This is a genomic window from Hylemonella sp. GW821-FHT12C09 (assembly GCF_058807395.1).
Map to the genome: position 1 here is coordinate 132,245 of NZ_JBXAQQ010000012.1, position 21,834 is coordinate 154,078.

Consider the following 21,834-nt stretch of genomic DNA (forward strand, 5'->3'; position numbering starts at 1 on the left):
CCATGGAGTTGCAACTGCCTGTTCTGGTTGACGACGCGCTCGCCGGTGATGCAGGGTGTGAAACCCCGGCCTTGGCCTGTGTGCTGGAATACGCTGCGGATTCGTTCATCGCGCTGCCGGTCCATGCGGGCGTCGAGCTGGTCGAGTCGCCCCGGCTTGTGCCGGTGCCGGGCATGGCGCACTTCTGCAGGGGCCTGGTGGCCTGGCAGGGCAGGCAACTGCCACTGATCGACCTCCAGGCCTACCTGGGAGGCGTCGATGCACCGGCCGCTCCCCCGTTCAGTCATGTGCTCATCGTGGCCTATCAGGTCGCGCCCGGTTTCGCCATCGACTACGGGGCGTTTTGTGCCCCCTCCCTCGTTCGCATGGTCGAGGTGCTCGACAGCGACCAGTGTCCGCTGCCGGGTGACCAAGCGCGTTGGGCCGGCATCGCCATCTCTTGTTTTCTGCAGCAGGGAAGGGCGATTCCCGTGCTTGAACCTTCACGCATTTTCACGAGTCCGGTTTCCCCCGCCATTCCTTGAAAGAGGTCGTATGCTGTCGCAAAACTTTCTGGATACCCCCAAACGCATCTCCAAGCCCCGGGACTTGGGCCTCACAGCCCTGATCGACAACGGCGTCCCGACCCGGTACTTCACGGATGTGGTGGAAAGCGATGCAGCCTTGATCGATGTCGTCAAGTTCGGCTGGTGCACGGCCATGGTCACCAGCGAGCTGGAAAAGAAGATCCAGTGCTTGGCCGACAACGACGTGATGTTCTATTTCGGTGGCACCCTGTTCGAAAAGGCCTTGGCCCAGAAGAAGCTGGACGCGTTTTACCGCTTCCTCAAGCATTACAACTGCCAGATCGTCGAGATCTCCAACGGCACCTTGCCGCTTTCGAGCGAGGAAAAGGGCAAGCACATCGCCGATTTCGCCGAGGAGTTCTAGGGGGTATGCCGGGATACGGGTAAAAATGATACTTAAGCCAAAAAGTAGCAAAAGTTCAAGTTGTTATGCGCCGGACGAATTTGGCCGGGCCTTCCCTGTCACTGCCAAAGTGGCTATTTCTGCCCAACCCCTCGAAAAGGTAAAACGAGCAGCGCACCCCCTTGCTGGGGAAGTGACAGGACGGGTGTCACAGGCGGCAATCTTGAATGGAGTATTTGATCCATATGAATTTTTCCCAGTGGAAGCGCGGATCGCAGTAAACGGCCCCAAAAACTACAGCAAGGACTGCTCCTCCGGCGGCTTCGTCGCGTCTCCCGATGCTCGACGGGCCTTCCCGGTCCGAGCTGGAACGCTGGCCAACGCCGCCGCCCGCGCCTCCCACTCACGCACCTGCTGTTGTGTGCCTTCCAGCCGACCCGCCGTATTGGCCAACTGCACCTTGAGCTCGTCGCGTTCGGCCTGCGCCTGGACCGCCTGCGTGGCCGCGGCTTGGTGATCCTGTGTAGCACGCTGCAACTGCATGGCCAGCGTTGCCGCCTGGGCGCGCAACGCTTCGAGCTCGGTACCCAAGCGCTCGCCGCGCTGCACGGCCTTGGCCAGTTGATCCTCCGCGCGCTTTTGCGCCACACGCGCCTCGCTGACCTGCTGCATCACATGCCTTTGCACCCCTTCAAGCCGTTCCGTGGCGCGCGCCAATTCCTCGCGAAACGACGCCTCCGCGGCTGCGTGCGCCTCGCGCTGCTGCTGCAACCGCTGCTCGTACGAGTCGCGCAGCCCATCCAGCCGGCGTACGGCCTCATCGGCGTCGGACGCCAAGCGCAGCGCCAGAGCATCCAGCTTCTCCAGCGCCGACGCCTTCGCCTCCCGTTCGCCACGGGTTTCTTCGCGCGCTGCCAGGGCTTCCCCACGCGCGTCGTCGAGTTGAGCCTTGAGTGTTGCCAGCTCTGCCTGCAGGCTGGCCTGGGTTGCCTCGGCGGCTTCAGCCCGGCTCACCGCCTGCGCCAACTCGCCTTCGACCTCGGCGCGACGGCCGTCAAAGGCCTGTTCGCCGTGCTCCACGGCTATCGCCCAGGTGGCCAGCATGGCGTTGGCCACCGCCGGCGGCAGCGCGGCGCTGAGCGCATCCACCTTGGCCTGCTCGTCTTTCCAGAGCTTGAGCTCGTCATTGATCGTGGTGCGGCTGCCCTGGCGAATTTCCGCATAGATCAGGTCGACCGTGATCGCATGCGCGGGCCGTCCGCCGGCAACGATTTTTGAAGCGGCCTCGCGCGTGCGCAAACGGGTATCACTGGTCCGAGTCATCAGGGGTCTCCTTCAAATTCAATATTGAATGAAGTGTATATCCATGTATTACGTTATATATGTAATCTTTCAATCCATAAATTTACGATAATGCTTCTTATCAAAAGAAAAAAGTCTGTACCCTTGCGCAACCGCCTCTCAAAACATGCCTGATCCGATGCCAGCCTCCTGTGACCTGATCGAAGCCGTAGCGACCACCGGCATGGCGGATCCGAGGGCTGTCGGCACGCTCGACGGCCGTCAGGGCAGCAACCGGGCCCGGGGCGGCGTATGCCAGCTCTCGGCGGATACGGATCTTGAAGCCGTGCGTGCCTGGCTCGCGGAATACGCCAACTCGCCGCACACGCTGCGCAGTTATCGCAAAGAAGTTGAACGGCTGCTCGTCTGGGCCACCCGTGGCCAAGGTAAGCCACTGTCGAGCCTGACGCGCGAGGACCTGCTGGCCTACGAAGCCTTCCTGGCCCAACCCAGCGAGGACTGGATCGATCCGAGGCTGCCCCGGCGCGGTGGCGGCCGGCGGCTGTTCGACGGGCCACTGTCGGCGCGCAGCGTGCGCCACGCCTTGGGAATCCTGTCGGGACTGTTCAACTACCTGGTCGCCGCGGGCTATCTGGCAGGCAATCCGCTGGCCTTGCGGCGCGGCCGCACAGGCCACACCGTGGGCTACCTGCGACGGGCCGCCGTCGAGCGCTATCTCGACCAGGCGTTGTGGCAATTTGTGCTTGACTTCGTCGAAGGCATGCCGCGTGACACTGGGCGTGAGGAGCAGCACCGCGAGCGTGCGCGCTGGGTTCTGCGGCTACTGCACGGCGCGGGGTTGCGCGCGGCCGAGGCGGCGCAGGCGCGCGCCTGCGATCTGGCGCAGCGGCGCGGCAAATGGTGGCTCCAGGTCATTGGCAAGGGTGGCGTGCCAGGGGATGTGCCGGTCAGCGATGCCTGGATGGCCGACCTGGGGCGCTATCGCGCCTTCCATGGTCTGGCGGCGCTGCCTCGACCCGACGAGCGCACGCCGTTGATCATGGCAATAGCCGGTGGCAACGGTCGCTGCCTCACATCGACGGCGGTCTACTTGATCGTCAAGGACATCTTCGTCCCCGCAGCCGATGCGCGGCAGGCCGACGATCCAGCAGGTGCCGCCACGTTGCGGCGTGCTTCCACGCATTGGCTACGACATACGGCGGCCACCCACCAGGCCGATGCGGGAACGGATCTGCGTTTCATCCAGAAGAACCTGCGGCACGCGTCATTGGAGACGACCGCCATCTACCTGCACGCCGAGGACGATCGACGGCACGCGGCGACGACGGGCCAGCCCTCCTGAGGCCGTCGTGGCTACGATGCGCGCCGCGAAGAGCCGAGAACGTGATTTTGCTTAGGTTTTAAGCAATCCTTGCGGCGAATGCCGCTCCTGACTTACGGTCTTGCAGCGTTGCCCGTTGGCCCTGCGGTCGCCCGGGTTTGCGCGGCTTGCAGCGCTCGATCAGGGGGAATCGTACTTTTTGTGCAAATCGGTGCGCTTGAGGTCGAAAACTTCGATCAAATCAAATACGAAGGGACTCCCCACTTTCCGGTAACGGCATCAAGTGCCAAGATTGGTTTTTCGGAGTCAATCTAAAACCTTTGAAAGGGGAAGTGCCATGAGTGAGATTACACGAGTTGGCGTTGATCTGGTGTTGAATTCCACTCAGAATTGACCCCTTAAGGCCAGATATTTTCATTGAAATTTGACCCCTGTTAGAAAGTCTGTGCATGCCAAGTTATGCACAGGAGACAGGAGTGATCAAAGTGGGAACATTAGCCAAGATAAGGCGTTTGTACTTTCGGGACAAACAGTCGATCAAAGAGATTTGCAGGCAAACGGGTACAGGGTTCCCACTGAGCACGCCAACAGTGTCGTCAGCCTGCGGATCTACCATGACCATATTGCCGCCGTGGCCGATGGCGTGCGGGTGGCAGCGCACCCGCGCTGCTTTGATCGCAGCCAAACCTTCTACGACTGGCAGCACTACATCAGCCTGCTCGAACGCAAACCCGGCGGGCTGCGCAACGGCGCACCGTTTGAGACCATGCCTGCGGCGTTCAAGCAACTGCAAGCTATTCTTGTGCGCAAATCTGGCGGTGATACGGTCATGGCGCAAGTTCTGGCTGCCGTACCGGTGCACGGACTTGATGCGGTGCTGGTCGCCGCCGAGTTGGCGCTGGAGTCTGGCAAGCCCAGTGGTGAGCATGTCTTGAACGTGTTGGCGCGCCTGAAAAGTAATACGCCAGCAGCCAACCTGGGCGAAGCCATGGCCGCTGAGCTCGTACATCTGCCTTTGAAGCTGCGCATTGAGCCCACAGCCAATGCCTGGCCCAGGTGGAGCGCGCGTTTCGTTCGCTCAAGACGGTCGACTTGAAAGTGCGACCGATTCATCACCACCTGGAGGGTCGGGTGCGTGCGCACATCTTTCTTTGCATGTTGGCCTATTACGTGGAGTGGCACATGCGCGAGGCTTGGCGCGAGTTGATGTTTGCCGATTGCGATCAGCAGGCCAAGCTTACGCGCGACCCGGTGGCCCCGGCCCAGCGCTCGGATGCGGCGATGAAGAAGGTGGCAAGCCTCATGCTGGACGACGGCACTCCAGCACACAGTTTGCACTCCTTGATGCAGGACCTCTCAACCATCACGCGCAATAGCTGCCGCACACCCAACGGCGCTAAGGACGCACCTACTTTCCAGATCACCACTACGCCCACGGCAAAGCAAAAACGCGCTCTCGACCTGATCAGTCAAATAAAAATGTAGACAGAACGCGGAACCTCAATTGCGGCTGTTTGAGAGGGGAAAATCGCTCTTTTGGGGGAGGAACTTCAGGTTAACACGCTCTAGGTCGGGGCGGGGCATATTGGGGTGGTCAGACGCCCAGCTCAGAAACGAACTTGGTCGACAGATAAGCGTCGAGCCCTTCAGTGCCGCCTTCGCTTCCGTAACCGCTGTCCTTGATGCCGCCAAAAGGTGTCTCTGGCAAAGCTAAGCCATAATGATTGATAGAAATCATGCCACTTTCAAGCTCATTGGAAACGTCGATGGAGGTCTTCAGCGACTTTGTAAAAACGAACGCTGAAAGCCCGAACGGAAGCGCGTTCGCGCGGGCGACCACCTCGTCAAACCCCCTGAACCGATACATAGGAGCGATCGGGCCGAAGGGCTCTTCAAAGGAGACCAAAGCCTTTTCGGACACATCTGTCAGCGTGGTGGGCTGGAAAAAGCAGCCCGAATCACCAAGGCGCTCACCACCAGTCACGACCTTGGCGCCGTGAGCGCACGCGTCCTCAGTCAGACGCTGCATGGCTTCGACCCGTTTGAACATCGTGAGCGGACCCATCTGCGTCGCTTTCTGCGTGCCGGAGCCAAGTTTGAGCGCCCGCGACTTTTCGACAAAAGCTTTCACGAATTCATCATGGATGCTTTCGTGCAGGTAAAACCGTGACGGTGCAGCACACACTTGGCCGGCATTGCGGTGCTTTAGGGCCACAGCAATTGTGGCTGCAGACTGAAGATCGGCATCGGCGAAGACGATAAACGGTGCGTGGCCGCCCAGTTCCATCGTGGCACGCTTCATATGGGTACCCGCCAGGGCAGCGAGTGCCTTGCCTACCGGCACAGAACCGGTAAACGAAATCTTTCGGATGACAGGTGATGGAATGAGATGCGCCGAAACCTCTGCGGGCCGTCCAAATACCAGGTTCAAAACGCCATCCGGTAACCCGGCGTCAGCAAAACAACGCACCAGCTCGACCACGGAACCCGGCGTATCCTCCGGCCCCTTGATCACAATGGAGCATCCTGCCGCAAGCGCACCTGCAATCTTTCTCACGGCCTGGTTAATCGGAAAGTTCCACGGCGTGAATGCCGCAACCGGGCCTACCGGCTCACGGATAACGCTGGCGCGAACGGAAGGGCCCCGCGGTGCGATCACGCGGCCATATGCACGCCGACCTTCCTCGGCATACCATTCGATGTGGTCCGCTGCGGCTTTAACCTCCATCAACGACTCAGCCAGCGGCTTGCCCTGATCTAGAGTTATCAGTTCGGCCATGCGCTGATGACGTTCTCGAACCAAAAGCGCCACTTTACGCAGGAGCGTATAGCGGTCGTGGGCCGATGTGCGCCTCCAAAGTGCAAAACCTCGACTCGCCGCATCAAGGGCACGATCAAGCTCCGCCACACCCGCCAGCGGCAACTCGCCCAACGTCAAATCGTCAGCGGGGTTGCTCACTGGCTGTATGCCGCCGGAGCTGGTGCCCAGCCACTCGCCGTCGATATAGAGACCCAAGTTTGTGTATTTCATGCTAATTTTGTAGTCGACAGGGATACTGGCCAGAGCGTTGTAGAAGCAAAAAGGATGAGCGGTGTCAGTCCAACGAGAAGCCCGGCGTCGACATCACGCCATGGATGCGCTTGCGCACATTGTCAAGCCAGACATCCAATTCTTTCGGGGTCATCGTGCTGGCGTCCATGCCGGCCGCAAACAAACGGCTCTGGATTGTGGCGCGCTTGAGAACGGTCGCCACGTCGGCCTGGATCTTCGTGCGGACGTTGGCAGGAAGGTGTGCGGGGCCATAGAGCGCGATGAACCCTGTCCAGTCGAGATCTATCCCTTGTTCACGCAGCGTCGGTACATCCGGCAGCATCGGCGAGCGGGTGGGCGTGGTGACCGCCAGCGCCTTGACCTTGCCGGCCTTGATAAGGCCGGCAACCGGGCCCGGATCGATCAGCAGCATCTGAACATCGCCGGCAATCAATGCTGGAACGCTCTGTCCCGCTGACTTGTAGCCGACCGGGAACATCTTGACCTGCGCCACCTCGCTGAACAATTGCGCCACAACTCGCATACCTGGATTGCCCCACCCGTAGTTCAATCCACTCGTCGTCTGTTTCGCCGTCGCGACGAAATCGCGCACGTTGTTCATCGGTGAGTTGCTGTTGACCGTGAACACAAGAGGCGTGGATGCAAGACCCGCGATCATCGTCAGTTCCTTCGCCGGATCGATGGCAACGTTCGGCCGCCACGCGGCATCAATCATCATGGTGGTGGGAGGCATCACCAGCAGGGTGAGACCGTCGGGCACTGCGCGCGCGACCTGCGTGCTTGCGATGGCACCGTTAGCACCCGGCTTGTTCTCGATCACGACCGGCTGCCCCCACATTTTACTGAGGTCATCGGCAATGAGCCGGGCCGTGATATCGGTACCTCCACCCGGCCCGAATCCAACCAGCAGCTTTACGGGACCATGCGGAAAGACTCTCGGCTGTGACCAAGCCGAATTAACAAGCGCTACCGCCGACAGAGCGGCACAAAAAAACAATCGAACAAACCTTATCGCATTCATCTTTGTCTCCTTTGACGTTCATTATTAAAGGCACCTCTGCTCAAGTCGATTCGCATCATCGTCAAAGCCCGCATCGACTTCATTTACAGTGTGCCGCTTTGCTAAAAACTCTTCCAATGGCTTCTCAACACCGGAATCCACTGGCGTGCCTGCTTCGGGGCACCCCAACTCAAAACCCCTGTCAGACTTTCATGCGCGTAGAAACCAAGAGCGAAACGCGCGTCGTCCAGCGTTCCGTGAAGCACCCGAACGTCGTTCGTATGCGAGACGACTCCATGCATCTGGAGCTTGGCCTCGTACTGGTCCGACCAGAAAAATGGCATGGGCGCATAAGGCGTGTTCGCCCCGAGCATGTTTTTCGCTGCGGCGACCGCCTGTTCGGCAGCATTTGTGCGGTGCTCGATGCGCAAGCGCCTGCCGTAGCCCGGATGAAGCCATTCGGCAACATCGCCAGCCGCGTAGATTCCTTCGGCGACGCGACAAAACGAGTCGCATTCGACGCCGTTACCCAATTGCAGGCCGCTGTTCTTGAGCCAGTCTATGTTAGGTGCAGCGCCGATGGCAACGACCACGGCATCGCACTCGACCATCGAGCCATCGCTCAATCGAAGTGCCTCGATGCGCTGCCCCGGCAAAGATCCGACGGCCCCCTCCATACTGACCCCCATGCGCAGATCTACCCCCTGGGCGCGGTGCAGTTGTGTCAGCAACTTTCCGACGGTGGGTCCGAGCCGGGCTTCGAGCGGGTTGGCTGCCGAGTCGATGAGCGTGACCGACAGGCCAGCCATGCGCGCCGTAGCGGCGAGCTCGGTGCCTACAAAGCCGGCACCGATCACCGCCAGCCGCGCGTTCTTCTTCTCGAACACTTGGCGCAGCTTCATCGCATCGCCGGTGGTTCTGAGGCTGTGGACATTGACAGCTGCAGAAAGCGACGGCAGCATTCTGGGCGACGAACCGGTCGCAATGATCAAGCCGTCGAACGCCAGGCGCTCTCCATCGCTAAGGCGTACCGTGCGCTGGTCGAGGTCGAGTTGGACCGCGCGGCTCCCCAGAACGAGGTCGATCGCCATCTCGCTGTATCCGGCTGCATTGATGAGCTGCAACTTCTCCGGCTGCCATGGACCCAAGAGCGCTTGCTTTGAAAGTGGCGGGCGATCGTAGGGCAGATCGCTTTCTTCTCCGACCAGCGCGAGCGCACCGCCATAGCCCGCAGCGCGCAGCGCATGCGCGGCACTGGCCCCTGCGGCTGACGCGCCCACGACCACGATGCGCTCCGGTGCTTTCACTGGCGATCCTCCTCGATCCGGATCGCGAGTGCAGGACAGATCTGCGCCGATCGCCTCACATTAACGTGCTGTTCGACCGGAGGGGTTTCGTTGAGCAGCACTACGATGCCGTCTTCGTCGCGCTGGTCGAACACCGCCGGTGCGTTCATCACGCATTGACCGGAGCCGCAGCATTTTTCGGGATAGATAGTGATCTTCATGGGGTTGTGCTCCTTAATTTTCTTGATGGCCTTGACTACCAAGTTACTGGAAGCGCCTTGACGCCGTACATAAGCGTGTCCGGTTTAAATTCGAGCGCCTCGAATGGAACGGCCAGACGCAACTTGGGCATGCGCTGCAACAGTGCTTCGAAGACGACGTGCATCTCCATCCTGGCTAGGGGCTGTCCGATGCACTGGTGAATGCCGTAGCCGAAGGAAACCTGATGTCGTGCCTCGCGGTGGATATTGAAATCCTCAGGCGCCTGGAAGGCCGATTCATCGCGATTGGCCGCCACACTCAGTACGACGACGGCGTCGCCCGCACAGATGAGCTGGTCGCCAATGACCACGTCCTCCAACGCAACACGCCGCTTCCCAGATTGCGTCACGTCCACAAAGCGCAGCATCTCCTCGATCGCCTGCGGCACGAGCGCGGTGTTCTGGTGCAATTCTTCCCACACCGCCGGACGCTGCAACAGCAACAGCACACCCATGGCGGTCGTGTTAGCCGTGGTCTCATGGCCCGCAATTAGAAGAAGACGCGCCAGGGACACCACCTGAACCTCGGTCAAATTCCCCTTCTTGACATGGTTGACCACGAGACGACTGAGGAGGTCGTCCGTCGGTTCCTTCATTTTTCGGCGCACCAACTGCGTCAGGTATTTTTCGCACAGCGCCTCATTCGCGGCCTGCGCCTGCTCGACCGTGGCCGTGCTGGACGTGAGGATCATCGCCTGGGCCTGGAAGAAGTCATGATCCTCATAGGGAACGCCGAGCAATTCGCAGATAGCGAGCGCAGGCGTCGCCAACGTGAGCGCCTCGACCAAGTCGACGGGTTGCTCGCACGCCTGGATCTTATCGATCAGGTGATAGACGATCTCCTTGATCCTGGGACGGAAGGCTTCGACGCGCTTGACGGAGAACTCCCCCGTTAGCATCCTGCGCTGCTCCGTGTGGTCTGGTGGATCCATGGTGATGAAGGTACGGTTGTTGCCACGCGCCACTTTCATAGCCGCGCTGACCGTGGGATAGCCGGACAGCGTGATGTTGGAGCTGAAGCGCGGATCGCTCAGTACCGCGCGCACGTCGTCATAGCGCGTGATAAGCCATGCATCCTTGCCGTCCCACAACCGGGCCTTTCCAAGTATCTTCGCATTGCGCATTTCTGCGTAGACCGGCGGCGGGTCCATCGGATCTATTCGGGGCGGCGGAAAACTCGGCAACGTGTCCCGGAGTTGGGCGGCACGGTTCGCCAAATGAGGGCAGCCACCAGACGCGGGATGGGAAGCGCTATTGACATGCATTTCTAGTCTCCTTCACGAAATATGGTTCGTATATTAGGTAGGCTAACTAATTTATACAATGAGGGCAAACCCGCATACGGGATTGGCCTCGCCAATTCCGCGAGGAACTCGCCGGTATACTCGTTTTCAAGCGTTGCACCAAGCTTTGGTCGCTGTGTGGAGGTGGTCGGGCAGAATTTCCCTCCGTACGCGAGCGCGCCAGACGGTGCTCTGCGACATATGTTGCGCTGGCCATTACAAATGGCTTGCCCATCCGAATCTTCGAATCCCACTGCAGCCATGCTGGTCTACCTTGAATGAAACCGTGAAGCCCAACAGACGCCAGGTGATCGCAGATGAACTGCGACCCCGGCTGATGCGCATTGGCGTCGCCATGCGACGTGAAATGAAATCCGCGCCCGTGACCGTCGCCCAGAGCGCAGTCCTTAGTGCGTTGTTGATCGGCGGAGCCATGCGCGTCAGCGATCTAGCGCGCAACGAGGGGGTCAAGTTGCCGACAATGACGCAGATCGTCGGACGCATGGAGATTGCTGGGTTGGTGTCGCGCGCGGGCCCTTCCGGCAGCTACAACAACCTGATACACATTACGCCGAAAGGGGCGGCGGTGGCGCGCAAGCTCGCGAAACAACGCACCGAATTGTTGGTACAACGCATGGCGACGCTGGACAGCGACGAGCTAAACCTGCTGCACAAGTTGGTATCGATTCTCGACAAGATGTTTAGGCAGGAGCCTTGGAGCGACACTCAGGTGTGACGGTTGGCTCTGGTGCAAAGATTGAGCGAGGACCCACGGACTGCTCGATCAGTTCGTCGCGAATTCAGATCGACAAGTATCAAATGTCTGCCGATGACCTTGGTTTGCACCACTGGATCAAATAGGAACTGCGCGAGCCGTTCGCAACCGCGCGTAGCAGCTCGACCTATCGAGCTCAAATCAAGCTGCTGCGCTCATCCGATCCGACCCCGCTATGATCGACTCGGCGCGTGCTCATAGTCGATCAACGGCAACGGGTGCCGGCGCCAGGTGTCGGTTTCCCTTCAATCTGTCACTTTTGAACTTTCAGTTGGGAGTGGCCAAATTGAAGGCCAACGGGGTCAGGACCCAATACCCTGTCCAGCTATCTGCGCCTTGAGTTCGGCCTCGGCCTTGAGCATTCGGTCGTAGCTCATGGCCTTGTGGCGGCTCGCGTTGGCTTTGATCTTGGTGCCGTCCACCGCGATGGTGCCCAGCTTGAGCAGCCCCATCTCGCGCGCCAGTCGAACGACTTGCACGAACAGATCGCTGAGCTCCTTGAGGTGAAACGCCCGAAAGTCGCTCAGCGTGCGGTGCGCCGGGAAGTTGCCTGCCCCGAGCAGGCGAAACGCCACGTCTTCGTGCAGCTTGCGGGCAAGCTTACGTGAACTGAACACGCCTCTGGCGTAGCCATAGATCAGCACTTTGACCATCATGGCGGGGTGAAAGGGCTGGTTACGTGAGCCGCCTGCCAAATACCTCGCGTGGAACGCCTGCAGGTCCAGACTGGCCACTGTGTCGTTGATGAAATACGCCAAGTGCCCTTCGGGCAGCCACTCGCGCATCGAGTGCGGCAGCAGCATGTCTTGGTCCGGCAGGTAGGGTAGGTAGCTGGCAGGCATCCAGCTGTAACGCCCAGACCTCACAAAACGATGACTTCAGGCTTCTGCCGCGCAGACTCCTAGTCCGACGGCCGGCGCAATCTGCTGCTGAGTGCAATCGCGCGGACGATGGACGCGAACGCGCGCATCGGCGCCGTCTTGTCTACATCGCGCTTCCAGAGGATCCCTGGGGTACGCATGGGCGTTGGGCTCTCCAGTGGGACTGCGCGCAGCGTGGAGCGCTCCCGTATCGCATTTTCGGAAACGATGGCGCCGATCTGCGTTCTTTCCACCAGTGCCAGCATGGGGGCGAGCGTATTCATTTCCACAACCACGAGAGGCTCGGCATCACATGCACGAAAGCACTCATCGAGCATGGCACGGGTTGCGAAAGCTTCTGGCAGCAATACCAGAGGCTGCCGATGAAGCTCCACCAACCGGATTCGCTTCCGACCGGCGAGTGGATGCTGGGGCGAAACGACTAAGACCATCTGCTCGTTGTACAGGGGCTCGAACCAAAGGTCGCCCACGGTGCGGGGCCGATAGGAAATCCCCAGATCGAGCACCCCTGAAGCCAGCCTTTCTCCTATGTCGTCAGCAGTAAACTCACTCGCGGCCACTTTCACGGTGGGGTGCCGTACCAACAGGGTGGCGATGCATTCGGGAATGAATCCTTGGTTGAACGTATGTGTGGAGCCGATGCGCAATTTGCCTGTAAGGCCCTGGGCAGACTCTTTCAATGCGGCCATGCCCTGATCGACTTCCTTCAGCGCTTTAGCGGCGTAGCTGAGAAACAATTCTCCTCGTTCCGTGATCAAGACACGTTTGCCCACCCGCTCAAACAATAGCTCCCCTATCTCCTCTTCGAGTTGGCGAATCTGGTGAGACAGGGTGGATTGTGTGATGTGCACCCGTTCTGCGGCGCGGGTGAAATTCAGGCATTCAGCCAAAGACACGAAATAGCGCAAGTGCCTGAGTTCCACTCTTTTCTCCTGATGCCAAATCTATCGATGGTATCGATGATTTTTGTTGAAAATAATCATTGTTATCTTTTGTTGATTCGCCGTCAAATACGCCTACATCTGCAGACGTTGCAATGTAATTCGCTACAAAACCAGGAGACTCACAATGCAAGCCGATCGGGATTGGGACCAGAGCCTGAAACTGGGAAACGGCGCGATTCGATGTTGCCCGAGGGCTGACCACCTTGAGACTTTGAACATGGGTCACCCGCATCGGAAAGTATCTTCCTCGGCGGGCTACTCGCTTCTTGCCATACCAGCCACGCTGGCAGCCGCGGGCGTTCCCAAGGGGGATTCGAAATGAAACTATCCGGATATGACTACATCGTCGTCGGCGCGGGATCGGCGGGATGCGTGCTGGCGTCGCGACTAAGCGAGAATCCAAACGTCAATGTCCTGCTGATCGAGGCCGGAGCTCCATCCGCATCCATCTTCGTTCACATGCCGGCCGGCATTCGCGTGCTCTACACAAGTCCGAAATACAACTGGCAGTTCTGGACCGAGCCCCAGGCCCATCTCAACAATCGAAAGATCTACATCCCTCGTGGTCGGGTTGTGGGTGGATCGTCCTCCATCAACTCGATGATTGCGATTCGAGGCAACGCCTGGGACTACGACTCGTGGGCCGCCCAGGGCCTGCCGTCATGGAGCTACGAAAACCTGCGCCCTTACCTCCGAAAGATCGAGGATGCCACCCTGGTGACACGGGAGCGCGATCAGGACAGAGGATATTCTGGTCCTATTCGGCTGTCCTACGGCACTCTCCAACATCCAATTTCAAAGGCGTTCATTGAAAGCGCGGTCTCGGCCGGCTTGCCGGAGAACAATGGCTTCAACGGCCCGTCCCAGGTTGGCACCGGCTTCTACGAACTCACCATTGCGGAAGGAAAGCGATCCGGAGCCTTCAAGTATCTCGATCGCGCGAAGGGACGAAGCAATCTCACCCTCATGACCAACTGCAGAGTTCGCCGGATCGCGATGGAGGGAACGCGCGCGCGCGGCGTGGTCATCGAGAAAGGAGGATGCGAGATAACCATCTCGGCAGAGCGCGAGGTACTGCTGACATCCGGAGCCATCGGCTCACCGCAACTGCTGATGCTGTCGGGGATCGGGCCCGCGGATCACCTGCAATCGCTTGGCATCAAGCCTGTCCTCGATTCCGCTGGCGTCGGAGACAACCTGCAGGACCATCTGGACTGTGCGATTCGCTTGGAAGCCTCTCAGCCCGTTACGCTGACGCCGTATCTCGGCCTGATCAAGGGCGGCCTCGCGGGGGCGCAATACATTCTTCGGGGCACGGGTCCCGCAACGTCGCAAGGCGTCGAAGCCGGCGCCTTCTGGGGGCCCGATAAAAATTCGTCGCTGCCGGAGTGGCAAGCTCATCTCATCGTCGCACTCCGAAATCCGCCGCCCAACGAACGCATCGCTCATGGTTTCGCGATTCGCGTTTGCCAGCTTCGGCCCAAGAGCCGTGGAACATTGCGACTGCGATCGGCAGACCCATCTGACACTCCCGCTATCGATCCCCGTTTTCTCTCTGACGAGTCGGATTTCGTCAGCATGCAGGAAGGCGTCAAACAGCTTTGCGAGATTATCGATCAACCTGGTCTGAGAAAATTCGTGAAACGAAAGATCGATATCGATGCGTTTACCAGTGTCGACTCCCGCAAAAAATGGATTCGGGAGCGCGCCGAAACGATCTACCATCCTGTCGGCACCTGCCGCATGGGCGAAGACAGCAACGCTGTTGTCGATGGTCAGTTGCGGGTCAGGGGGATAGACAACCTCAGAGTCATCGATGGTTCGATCATGCCGACCGTAATCAGCGGAAATACCAATCTGCCGATCATGGCCATGGCCGAAAAAGCCGCCGAACTAATTGCGGGAAGCAACGAGACGAGGCAGTCAGGTGCCGCTACCAAAAAGCAGTCAGCTTGACGGTCCGAACATCTCAAAACCGCTGAGTGACCTATTTCATCGATGAACTGGTGCACCCGCGTTGCGCCAGATACATCACTGCAGGCCGCGGTAATCCGCGTATTGCAACACCATCGTCTCAAGCAATCATAAGGATGAAATCATGACTGAGCTGATCGAACCGTATCGTGTGGGTGTGGGTGTTTTCAGCGATGAGTACAGCGCCGCAACAGCCTGCACCGAGGTGCTCGAAACTGCCCAACCTGATCCGCAGCGGGCGGCTTTCTATACCGAACTGTTCGCGCTCTACAAGCAGGCGCAGCGCGGGCTGGCGGTGGTGAATCATGCCTTGTCCAGGTTGCCGGTGATGCCCGTTACAGCGGCAAAAGGAGGCCTTTGATGGCACAGATCATTCTCGACAAAGTGCGCAAGGCGTTTGGTCCTTTGACCGTGGTGGCCGAGTTCTCGCTGACGGTTGAGCACGGCGAGTTCATCGTGCTCGTCGGGCCTTCGGGCTGCGGCAAGTCGACCACACTGCGCATGGTGGCCGGTCTGGAAGATACCAGCAGCGGCAGCATCCGCATCGGCGAGCGTGACGTGACGGACCTGGAGCCCAAGGACCGCAACATCGCCATGGTGTTCCAGAACTACGCGCTGTACCCGCACAAGTCGGTCTACGACAACCTCGCCTTTGGTCTGCGCATGCGCAAGACCGAACCGGCGGAAATCGAGCGGCAAGTGAAGTGGGCGGCCGACATTCTGGGCATTGAACACCTGCTGACACGCAAGCCGGGTCAGCTATCGGGCGGGCAGATGCAACGCGTCTCGCTAGGCCGCGCGCTAGTGCGGCGGCCGGATGCCTTCCTCCTCGACGAGCCGCTGTCCAACCTCGATGCCAAGCTGCGCGTGCGCATGCGCGAAGAGATCGGTGAACTGCACAAACGTATCGGCACGAGCATGATCTACGTCACCCACGATCAGGTCGAAGCCATGACGCTGGGTGATCGCATCGTGGTGATGAACCAGGGCAGGGTGCAGCAGGTAGGCACGCCGTTGCAGGTGTACGACCACCCGGCCAACCGCTTTGTGGCCGGCTTCATCGGTGCGCCGGAGATGAACTTTCTCGAGGGTGAGCTGACGACCAGTGTCAATGGCGCATGCTTCCGTGGCGCAGGAATGGAAGTGGCCTTGCCGGCCCAGCGCCTGACGCGACCCGCCACAGGCCGGGCGGTTCTGGGTGTACGCCCCGAGCATGTATCGCTCAGCGATGCCGGACAGATTGCCGCCACTGTGGGCCTGGTCGAGCAGCTGGGTGCGCAGACATTGCTGGTGTGCGACACCGGTCACGGTGGCAGCCTGCGGGTGTTGTCCGGTCGCGAAGACCGCTTCTCGCACGGCATGCCATGCCGGCTCGCCTTGATGCCGCAAAAAATGCACCTGTTCGACGCGGAAGACGGCAGCAGCTTGCTGTCGCCGCCGCAATGAGCATCCCCCTCAGAGCCCTCGAATGAGGAAGCCGAGAATTACATAACCAACTGGAGACAGACATGGCAGAGCAAGACAGCAGCAAGGCGTTGATTCCCCCCAGCGCAACCACGGACACATTTTCGCGGCGGCGCGTGATCACGACGGCCGCCACCGGCGCGGCGCTGATGGCGCTCGGTGCCCCGGCCGTGCATGCCCAGACCAAGACCATTCGCTTTCTGAACGCCGAACCGGGTCGGGAATCGGTGCGGGCCTTGCGTGTGGCAGCAGCCGAGTACGAGAAACAGACCGGTGTCAAGGTAGTGGTCGACACCGTGCCGCCCGACGACGCCTACAGCAAGTTACAGGCGTCGCTCTCCAGCGGAACTCCCTACGACATCGGAACACTGGCTTTTGCCGGCCACATGCTGATACTGGCTGAGGCCGGCAAGCTGGTACCGATGACCAAGCTAATCGAAAAATCCAAGTGGGGGCCGCGCATTCTGTTCCCAGTCAAGGGCGAGCACTACTGGTACCCGTACGATTACAACTTCTGCTGGATGTACTACCGTAAAGACCTGTACCAGCAAAAAGGGCTGAAGGTGCCAACCACCTTTGAGCAAATGGCCGAGAACTGCAAGGCGCTCACCGAAGGCGGGAAGTTCGGTGTGGGCCATCCACTGGGCGCGAATTCGGCCACGCAGTGGATGTCGATCGGCTACCTGTGGGCCGATGGTTTGAAGATGCTCGACGATAACTTCAAGCTGTTGATCGACAACGCCGATATGAAACCCCGCATGATCCGCTACCTCGATTTCATGAAGAAGCTGCAGCCCTCAATGCCGCCCGGCATGACGCAAGCGCTGTTTGGCACCGTGCTTGCCCAGTATTCCGGCGGGCAAATCGCGCATGCCCCATACGCCGGTCGCCTGATGGAGGTTCTGGAGGATCGCGCGCCCGACTTGGCAGGCAAGACCGGTTTTTTCATGTACCCGGACAGCGCGGGCAAGGCGCAGGCAGTCAACCATGCAGCCGATGGATGGGTTCTGCTAAACACACCGATGCGCGACGAGGCCTACAAGTTCATGGAGTGGTTTACCGAGCGCCACTACATCAACTTCCTGCACTCGGCGCCGCTGCATTTCCAGCCGCCGCGGCTCGATGTGTACGAAGACGCGCGCTGGCGTGCTCATCCGCTGATCGAAAAACACGCCGAACTGGTCGAGTTCATGCGGGGCATCCTCTCGAGTAAGGACGTAATCATTCGATCCATCGATACTGAAGGTCCAAGGATCGACTTGCGGCCCGGCAAGATGTTCGAGACTTTTGCGATCAGCGAAGCGATCCAGAACCGTTTGCTCAAAGACATGCCTGCCGCCGAAGCAGTGGACATCATGGCGAAGAAGTACCGCGCGGTCTTGTAAGACCGCTTTTAGTTCCGCATGCCAGCCCAGCGCTGGCATGCCTACCGAGTCTGCACTCATGAAAAGAATCAGAACCTTCAGCGACCGCGCGCTGCTGTTGGCCTTCGTCGCGGGCGTCAGCACGACGTTGTTATTGATCCTCGTGCCGGTGCTGGACGCGGTTCGGCTCAGCCTGTACCAGGCCGAGTCGTTCATTTCAGCGCAAACCTGGGTCGGTCTGGCCAATTACACGCGCATTCTGTCGGACCCGACCTTCTGGCATGCCTTTGGCATCGGCCTGCTGTTCGCCATCACGACCATCGCCGCACAGGTGGTGCTGGGCGTGCTCTTTGCACTGCTGCTCGATCAGCCATTCCCCGGTCGACCGGTGGTGCGTGGCATCACGGTGCTGCCCTACCTGCTTCCAACTGTCGTGGTGACGGTCATCTTCCAGTGGCTGCTCGACGGCGGGCTCGGCCTATTCACCGTTTGGGCCGAGCACATAGGGCTGGGCCGACCTGCATGGTTCGAGAACCCGACCTCTGCCATGCTGATCCTGATCGTGGTCAGCGTATGGACCTGGACACCCTTTGTGACCGTGTGTTTTCTTGCCGCGATGCAGACGGTGCCGAAGTCGCTGTACGAAGCGGCGCGGGTCGACGGGGCCAGCGCCTGGATGCGTTTTTGGCACATCACCATCCCGATGCTGGCGCCGATGCTGACCGTCACCGTGCTACTGCGCAGCATCTGGATGTTCAACAAATTCGACGTGGTGTGGCTGCTCACCAAGGGAGGGCCCCTGTCAGCCACGGAACATTTACCGGTGTTGGCTTACCGGCGTGCCTTCAGCCAGTTCGATGTGGGCGGTGGCGCTACGGTGGCGACATTGTCATTCTTGGTACTTACCGTGTTGATCGCCGTTTATTTTCACTACTTTCCGCTTGAAGAGAAGGAAGAAAAATCATGAGCTTGCGCCGTTCGCTGACTGCTCGCGTTACCCTGCTGGGCGGCGTGGCACTGATGTGTCTGTGGTCGTTTTTCCCCATTTACTGGATGATTGTCTCCAGCCTACGCCCTGAGCGCGACCTGTTCGCGCCGCCGACGCTGATCCCAACCAGCTTCGACACTGGTTTCAAGGCTTACTGGACTTTGCTGGAGTTGACCGACTACCCGCTGCAGTTTCTGAACAGCGTGATGGTGGCTGGCGCCGTTGTGGTCATTACCTTGCTGGTGTCGGTGGTGATAGCCTATGTGGTCACCCGGTACCGTATTCCGGGCAAGACGATCATCGTCGGCAGCATGCTCTACGCTTATATGTTCCCGCCAATGCTGCTCGCCATTCCTTTGCTGTCGATTTTTGCCGGCCTGGGACTGGCCGACAGTCTGTGGTCGGTAATTGCTGCGCACTGCACGCTGACCATCCCGCTCGGCGTGTGGTTGTTGTGGGGTTTCTTCAAGGTGATGCCACTCGACCTTGAAGAGGCTGCGATGGTCGACGGCTGCACCCGCGCTGGCGCGTTTTTTCGGGTGGTTCTGCCTTTGTCTCTGCCAGGTATTGTCACCGTGGCGATTTTTGCCTTCCTTCTCTCTTGGACAGACTACATCTTCGCGTTCGTCCTGGTCAGCAGTGATAGCCAGAAGACCTTGCCGGTCGGCCTGGCGTCGATCCTTGGCACCTTCGACGCGCGCTGGGGTGAGCTGATGGCCGGCGCCACGTTGATTGCGCTACCCCTGCTGGTGTTGTTCACGTTTCTCAGCCGCTACTTCATCCAAGGCCTCGCAGCCGGTGCCATGAAGGGGTGATGAGATGGACTTTGGCTTGAACGGATAGGAATTTCAACCACATGAGCTGCAGTATCGCGCCTTTGATCAGCCCTCGACCCGCGTCAAAATCCTCACCTGACCTGCAGTAACGCCCTGCCTGGCAGCTTCACCACCAAACGTGAGCACCCGGCTCAAATGACCTTTCTATTGTAAGCAATTATGTATCCGCAACTAGCTCTCTATATCGACGGCGCTGGGGCAGCACACCGACGAAGTGCTCGCGGAACTGGGTGTGGTCACTACTCGGATCGCGGAGCTGCGCAGCGCGCAAGTGATCTAGCGTCCGACGCGACGTTGACCGGATTTTCCCCATTATTTTTTTGAACATCGAATTATTTCCATGAAACCCCACAACTACACCGACACCCGCCTGCTGATCGACAATGAATGGCTTGACGCGGCAAGCCGCAGAACGATCGATGTGATCAACCCGGCGACCGGCAAGACGATCGGCAGGGTTGCGCACGCGGGCATTCCCGATCTGGACCGCGCGCTGGCCGCGGCACAGCGCGGTTTTGAGGCTTGGCGGAGGATACCGGCGAACGAACGCGCGTTGATCATGCGCAAGGCTGCGGGCTTGCTGCGCGAGCGGGCCGGTGAGATCGCCGGGTTACTGACAATTGAGCAGGGCAAGCCTATCCTCGAGGCCCGTAGCGAGGTGCTGGCTGCCGCGGACATCATCGAGTGGTTCGCCGACGAGGGGCGCCGCACCTATGGTCGCATCGTGCCTTCACGCAACCTGGCCGCCCAGCAGTTGGTGATCAAGGAGCCGTTGGGGCCGGTGGCCGCATTCACGCCCTGGAATTTTCCGATCAACCAGATTGTGCGCAAGCTCGGTGCAGCGCTGGCGAGCGGCTGCTCCTTCCTCGTGAAGGCCCCAGAGGAAACACCGGCGTCGCCCGCCGCGCTGTTGCAGACCTTCGTCGATGCGGGAGTGCCCGCTGGTACCGTCGGCCTGGTGTTCGGTGACCCCGCCGAGATATCTTCTTACCTGATCCCCCATCCAATCATCCGCAAGGTGACCTTTACCGGATCCACGCCGGTCGGCAAGCAGCTAGCGGCCCTCGCCGGGGCGCACATGAAGCGTGCGACCATGGAGCTGGGCGGCCACGCGCCCGTTATCGTGGCCGAGGACGCCGATGTGGAACTCGCCGTGAAGGCCTCGGGCGCCGCCAAGTTCCGCAATGCCGGGCAAATCTGCATCGCGCCTACCCGTTTTTTGGTGCACAACAGCTTGAAGGACGCGTTCGTGGCGCAGATGGTGAAACATGCTGAGAACCTTCAGCTCGGTGACGGCTTGGCCGAAGGCACCACTCTTGGCCCGCTTGCCAATGCGCGTCGGGTCGCCGCGATGGACAAGCTGCTCGAAAATGCGCAGCTCACGGGTGCCAGGGTAGCGACCGGCGGCGCACGTGTGGGCTCGGACGGGTGCTTCTTCGCGCCGACCGTGCTGGCCGACGTTCCGATCGAGGCCGATGTGTTCAACAATGAGCCCTTTGGCCCGATCGTCGCGATCCGAGGATTCGACACCCTGGAAGAGGCCATCGTCGAAGCCAATCGCTTACCTTACGGCCTGGCAGGCTACGCCTTTACGAAGTCGATCAGGAATGCACACTTGCTTTCCCAGCAGATGGAAGTCGGCATGCTCTGGATCAACCAGCCTGCCGTGACCTCCCCGGAGATGCCCTTTGGCGGCATCAAGGACTCCGGCTACGGCTCCGAAGGCGGGCCCGAGGCGATGGAGGCCTACTTGGCCACCAAGTCCGTGTCGATCCTGGCCGTGTGAGATGGCTGAGACTTCATCGCAGCGAGCCGGTATGAGTTCCGGGAGTCGATAAGCATTCACGGTTTCCATTGAAGCCGTTTGTGGCGTTACTACCGGGATTTCCGCGGCCGACCGAGCCAGGACAGTTCGGGCGGCGGTCGCCGTGAATGCAACGGCGAACGACCTAGTGTAGTGTTCGATTCTTAAGGAAACTTACTGAGCCGGCCCATAAATAGTGCGTAACGAATCACGCGGCGTATCTGACATGTTTTTCCTTAAACAGATTGCGGATGACCGTTGGCTGCTTTTGCCGGCGGTGCAGGCGAAAGCACTCATCGAGCATGGCGCGGGTCGCGAAAGCTTCTGGCAGCAATACCAGAGGCTGCCGATGAAGCTCCACCAACCGGATTCGCTTCCGACCGGCGAGTGG

Annotated in this window: 20 protein-coding genes and 4 pseudogenes; 14 read left to right on the top strand and 10 right to left on the bottom strand. The window is 59.8% G+C overall.

Annotated features, from left to right (window positions below; translation table 11 throughout):
- Positions 1–2: 2 nt before the first annotated feature.
- Together AC1RRP_RS17795 and AC1RRP_RS17800 are read left to right on the top strand one after the other, a co-directional pair.
- Entirely contained in the window at positions 3–524 is a 522-nt protein-coding gene (locus tag AC1RRP_RS17795; protein WP_493038540.1) for a chemotaxis protein CheW, read from the top strand.
- A 10-nt stretch (positions 525–534) separates the two neighbouring features.
- Complete coding sequence (locus AC1RRP_RS17800; protein WP_493038542.1) at positions 535–930, top strand: phosphosulfolactate synthase; 396 nt, start codon at positions 535–537, stop codon at positions 928–930.
- Positions 931–1,203: 273 nt separating this feature from the next.
- Here AC1RRP_RS17800 and AC1RRP_RS17805 read toward each other — a convergent pair whose 3' ends face one another.
- Positions 1,204–2,232: a DNA-binding protein gene (locus AC1RRP_RS17805; RefSeq protein WP_493038544.1), complete on the bottom strand. Its 1,029-nt coding sequence runs from the start codon at positions 2,230–2,232 to the stop codon at positions 1,204–1,206.
- Between the two features lie 202 nt (positions 2,233–2,434).
- Between AC1RRP_RS17805 and AC1RRP_RS17810 the strand changes: the two genes are divergently transcribed.
- The 3 genes and pseudogenes from AC1RRP_RS17810 (at position 2,435) to AC1RRP_RS17820 (ending at position 5,017) form a co-directional block, all read left to right on the top strand.
- Positions 2,435–3,553: a tyrosine-type recombinase/integrase gene (locus tag AC1RRP_RS17810; RefSeq protein WP_493038598.1), complete on the top strand. Its 1,119-nt coding sequence runs from the start codon at positions 2,435–2,437 to the stop codon at positions 3,551–3,553.
- A gap of 529 nt (positions 3,554–4,082) precedes the next feature.
- Positions 4,083–4,628, top strand: a pseudogene (locus AC1RRP_RS17815) (Mu transposase domain-containing protein); the annotation flags it as partial.
- An 86-nt stretch (positions 4,629–4,714) separates the two neighbouring features.
- Positions 4,715–5,017, top strand: coding sequence for a hypothetical protein (locus AC1RRP_RS17820; RefSeq protein WP_493038546.1), 303 nt, complete (start codon positions 4,715–4,717; stop codon positions 5,015–5,017).
- Positions 5,018–5,126: 109 nt separating this feature from the next.
- Here AC1RRP_RS17820 and AC1RRP_RS17825 read toward each other — a convergent pair whose 3' ends face one another.
- From AC1RRP_RS17825 to AC1RRP_RS17845, 5 genes are all read right to left on the bottom strand, one after another.
- Complete coding sequence (locus tag AC1RRP_RS17825; RefSeq protein WP_493038548.1) at positions 5,127–6,563, bottom strand: NAD-dependent succinate-semialdehyde dehydrogenase; 1,437 nt, start codon at positions 6,561–6,563, stop codon at positions 5,127–5,129.
- A 64-nt stretch (positions 6,564–6,627) separates the two neighbouring features.
- Positions 6,628–7,605, bottom strand: coding sequence for a Bug family tripartite tricarboxylate transporter substrate binding protein (locus AC1RRP_RS17830; protein ID WP_493038550.1), 978 nt, complete (start codon positions 7,603–7,605; stop codon positions 6,628–6,630).
- Positions 7,606–7,706: 101 nt separating this feature from the next.
- The gene (locus tag AC1RRP_RS17835) at positions 7,707–8,891 is read right to left on the bottom strand and encodes an NAD(P)/FAD-dependent oxidoreductase (protein ID WP_493038552.1); all 1,185 of its coding nucleotides are present in this window, start codon (positions 8,889–8,891) and stop codon (positions 7,707–7,709) included.
- Positions 8,888–9,091 carry a ferredoxin gene (locus AC1RRP_RS17840; RefSeq protein ID WP_493038554.1) on the bottom strand — a complete coding sequence of 68 codons (204 nt, stop codon included), beginning with the start codon at positions 9,089–9,091 and terminating at the stop codon, positions 8,888–8,890. Before AC1RRP_RS17840 ends, AC1RRP_RS17835 begins: the two co-directional genes overlap by 4 nt.
- Before the next feature lie 35 nt (positions 9,092–9,126).
- Positions 9,127–10,281, bottom strand: a complete 1,155-nt coding sequence (locus tag AC1RRP_RS17845) for a cytochrome P450 (RefSeq protein ID WP_493038556.1) — start codon at positions 10,279–10,281, stop codon at positions 9,127–9,129.
- Between the two features lie 418 nt (positions 10,282–10,699).
- Between AC1RRP_RS17845 and AC1RRP_RS17850 the strand changes: the two genes are divergently transcribed.
- Positions 10,700–11,149, top strand: a complete 450-nt coding sequence (locus tag AC1RRP_RS17850) for a MarR family winged helix-turn-helix transcriptional regulator (RefSeq protein WP_493038558.1) — start codon at positions 10,700–10,702, stop codon at positions 11,147–11,149.
- Between the two features lie 365 nt (positions 11,150–11,514).
- Here AC1RRP_RS17850 and AC1RRP_RS17855 read toward each other — a convergent pair.
- From AC1RRP_RS17855 to AC1RRP_RS17865, 3 genes and pseudogenes are all read right to left on the bottom strand, one after another.
- Positions 11,515–12,030 (bottom strand): annotated as a pseudogene (locus AC1RRP_RS17855) (transposase); the annotation flags it as partial.
- A gap of 59 nt (positions 12,031–12,089) precedes the next feature.
- Positions 12,090–12,992: a LysR substrate-binding domain-containing protein gene (locus AC1RRP_RS17860; RefSeq protein ID WP_493038560.1), complete on the bottom strand. Its 903-nt coding sequence runs from the start codon at positions 12,990–12,992 to the stop codon at positions 12,090–12,092.
- A complete protein-coding gene (locus tag AC1RRP_RS17865; protein ID WP_493038562.1) occupies positions 12,952–13,245 on the bottom strand; it encodes a hypothetical protein in 294 nt (97 codons plus the stop codon). The genes AC1RRP_RS17860 and AC1RRP_RS17865 overlap by 41 nt, the downstream gene beginning before the upstream one ends.
- 86 nt (positions 13,246–13,331) lie before the next feature.
- Here AC1RRP_RS17865 and AC1RRP_RS17870 point away from each other — a divergent pair, with 86 nt between their 5' ends.
- The 8 genes and pseudogenes from AC1RRP_RS17870 to AC1RRP_RS17905 all read left to right on the top strand — a co-directional run.
- Positions 13,332–14,969 carry a GMC family oxidoreductase gene (locus AC1RRP_RS17870; protein ID WP_493038564.1) on the top strand — a complete coding sequence of 546 codons (1,638 nt, stop codon included), beginning with the start codon at positions 13,332–13,334 and terminating at the stop codon, positions 14,967–14,969.
- A gap of 142 nt (positions 14,970–15,111) precedes the next feature.
- Positions 15,112–15,348 carry a hypothetical protein gene (locus AC1RRP_RS17875; protein WP_493038566.1) on the top strand — a complete coding sequence of 79 codons (237 nt, stop codon included), beginning with the start codon at positions 15,112–15,114 and terminating at the stop codon, positions 15,346–15,348.
- The gene (locus AC1RRP_RS17880) at positions 15,348–16,433 is read left to right on the top strand and encodes an ABC transporter ATP-binding protein (protein ID WP_493038568.1); all 1,086 of its coding nucleotides are present in this window, start codon (positions 15,348–15,350) and stop codon (positions 16,431–16,433) included. Before AC1RRP_RS17875 ends, AC1RRP_RS17880 begins: the two co-directional genes overlap by 1 nt.
- A 62-nt stretch (positions 16,434–16,495) precedes the next feature.
- Complete coding sequence (locus AC1RRP_RS17885) at positions 16,496–17,836, top strand: ABC transporter substrate-binding protein (protein WP_493038570.1); 1,341 nt, start codon at positions 16,496–16,498, stop codon at positions 17,834–17,836.
- A 58-nt stretch (positions 17,837–17,894) separates the two neighbouring features.
- Complete coding sequence (locus tag AC1RRP_RS17890) at positions 17,895–18,782, top strand: carbohydrate ABC transporter permease (RefSeq protein WP_493038572.1); 888 nt, start codon at positions 17,895–17,897, stop codon at positions 18,780–18,782.
- The gene (locus AC1RRP_RS17895) at positions 18,779–19,618 is read left to right on the top strand and encodes a carbohydrate ABC transporter permease (RefSeq protein WP_493038574.1); all 840 of its coding nucleotides are present in this window, start codon (positions 18,779–18,781) and stop codon (positions 19,616–19,618) included. The genes AC1RRP_RS17890 and AC1RRP_RS17895 overlap by 4 nt, the downstream gene beginning before the upstream one ends.
- A gap of 361 nt (positions 19,619–19,979) precedes the next feature.
- On the top strand, positions 19,980–21,425 hold the full coding sequence (locus AC1RRP_RS17900; protein WP_493038576.1) for an NAD-dependent succinate-semialdehyde dehydrogenase: 1,446 nt from the start codon (positions 19,980–19,982) through the stop codon (positions 21,423–21,425).
- Between the two features lie 52 nt (positions 21,426–21,477).
- Positions 21,478–21,594 (top strand): annotated as a pseudogene (locus tag AC1RRP_RS17905) (3,4-dihydroxy-2-butanone-4-phosphate synthase); the annotation flags it as partial.
- Between the two features lie 132 nt (positions 21,595–21,726).
- On the opposite strand, the pseudogene AC1RRP_RS17910 reads toward AC1RRP_RS17905, so the two are convergent.
- Positions 21,727–21,834: pseudogene (locus AC1RRP_RS17910) on the bottom strand (LysR substrate-binding domain-containing protein); the annotation flags it as partial.

Excerpts from the sequence above, each read along its gene's own strand:
- AC1RRP_RS17795 (WP_493038540.1), top strand. The coding sequence starts at position 3 with ATGGAGTTGCAACTGCCTGTTCTGGTTGACGACGCGCTCGCCGGTGAT.
- AC1RRP_RS17800 (WP_493038542.1), top strand. The coding sequence starts at position 535 with ATGCTGTCGCAAAACTTTCTGGATACCCCCAAACGCATCTCCAAGCCC.
- AC1RRP_RS17805 (WP_493038544.1), bottom strand. The coding sequence starts at position 2,232 with ATGACTCGGACCAGTGATACCCGTTTGCGCACGCGCGAGGCCGCTTCA.
- AC1RRP_RS17810 (WP_493038598.1), top strand. The coding sequence starts at position 2,435 with ATGGCGGATCCGAGGGCTGTCGGCACGCTCGACGGCCGTCAGGGCAGC.
- AC1RRP_RS17820 (WP_493038546.1), top strand. The coding sequence starts at position 4,715 with ATGCGCGAGGCTTGGCGCGAGTTGATGTTTGCCGATTGCGATCAGCAG.
- AC1RRP_RS17825 (WP_493038548.1), bottom strand. The coding sequence starts at position 6,563 with ATGAAATACACAAACTTGGGTCTCTATATCGACGGCGAGTGGCTGGGC.
- AC1RRP_RS17830 (WP_493038550.1), bottom strand. The coding sequence starts at position 7,605 with ATGAATGCGATAAGGTTTGTTCGATTGTTTTTTTGTGCCGCTCTGTCG.
- AC1RRP_RS17840 (WP_493038554.1), bottom strand. The coding sequence starts at position 9,091 with ATGAAGATCACTATCTATCCCGAAAAATGCTGCGGCTCCGGTCAATGC.
- AC1RRP_RS17845 (WP_493038556.1), bottom strand. The coding sequence starts at position 10,281 with ATGGACCCGCCGCCGGTCTACGCAGAAATGCGCAATGCGAAGATACTT.
- AC1RRP_RS17865 (WP_493038562.1), bottom strand. The coding sequence starts at position 13,245 with ATGCGGGTGACCCATGTTCAAAGTCTCAAGGTGGTCAGCCCTCGGGCA.
- AC1RRP_RS17870 (WP_493038564.1), top strand. The coding sequence starts at position 13,332 with ATGAAACTATCCGGATATGACTACATCGTCGTCGGCGCGGGATCGGCG.
- AC1RRP_RS17875 (WP_493038566.1), top strand. The coding sequence starts at position 15,112 with ATGACTGAGCTGATCGAACCGTATCGTGTGGGTGTGGGTGTTTTCAGC.
- AC1RRP_RS17880 (WP_493038568.1), top strand. The coding sequence starts at position 15,348 with ATGGCACAGATCATTCTCGACAAAGTGCGCAAGGCGTTTGGTCCTTTG.
- AC1RRP_RS17885 (WP_493038570.1), top strand. The coding sequence starts at position 16,496 with ATGGCAGAGCAAGACAGCAGCAAGGCGTTGATTCCCCCCAGCGCAACC.
- AC1RRP_RS17890 (WP_493038572.1), top strand. The coding sequence starts at position 17,895 with ATGAAAAGAATCAGAACCTTCAGCGACCGCGCGCTGCTGTTGGCCTTC.
- AC1RRP_RS17895 (WP_493038574.1), top strand. The coding sequence starts at position 18,779 with ATGAGCTTGCGCCGTTCGCTGACTGCTCGCGTTACCCTGCTGGGCGGC.
- AC1RRP_RS17900 (WP_493038576.1), top strand. The coding sequence starts at position 19,980 with ATGAAACCCCACAACTACACCGACACCCGCCTGCTGATCGACAATGAA.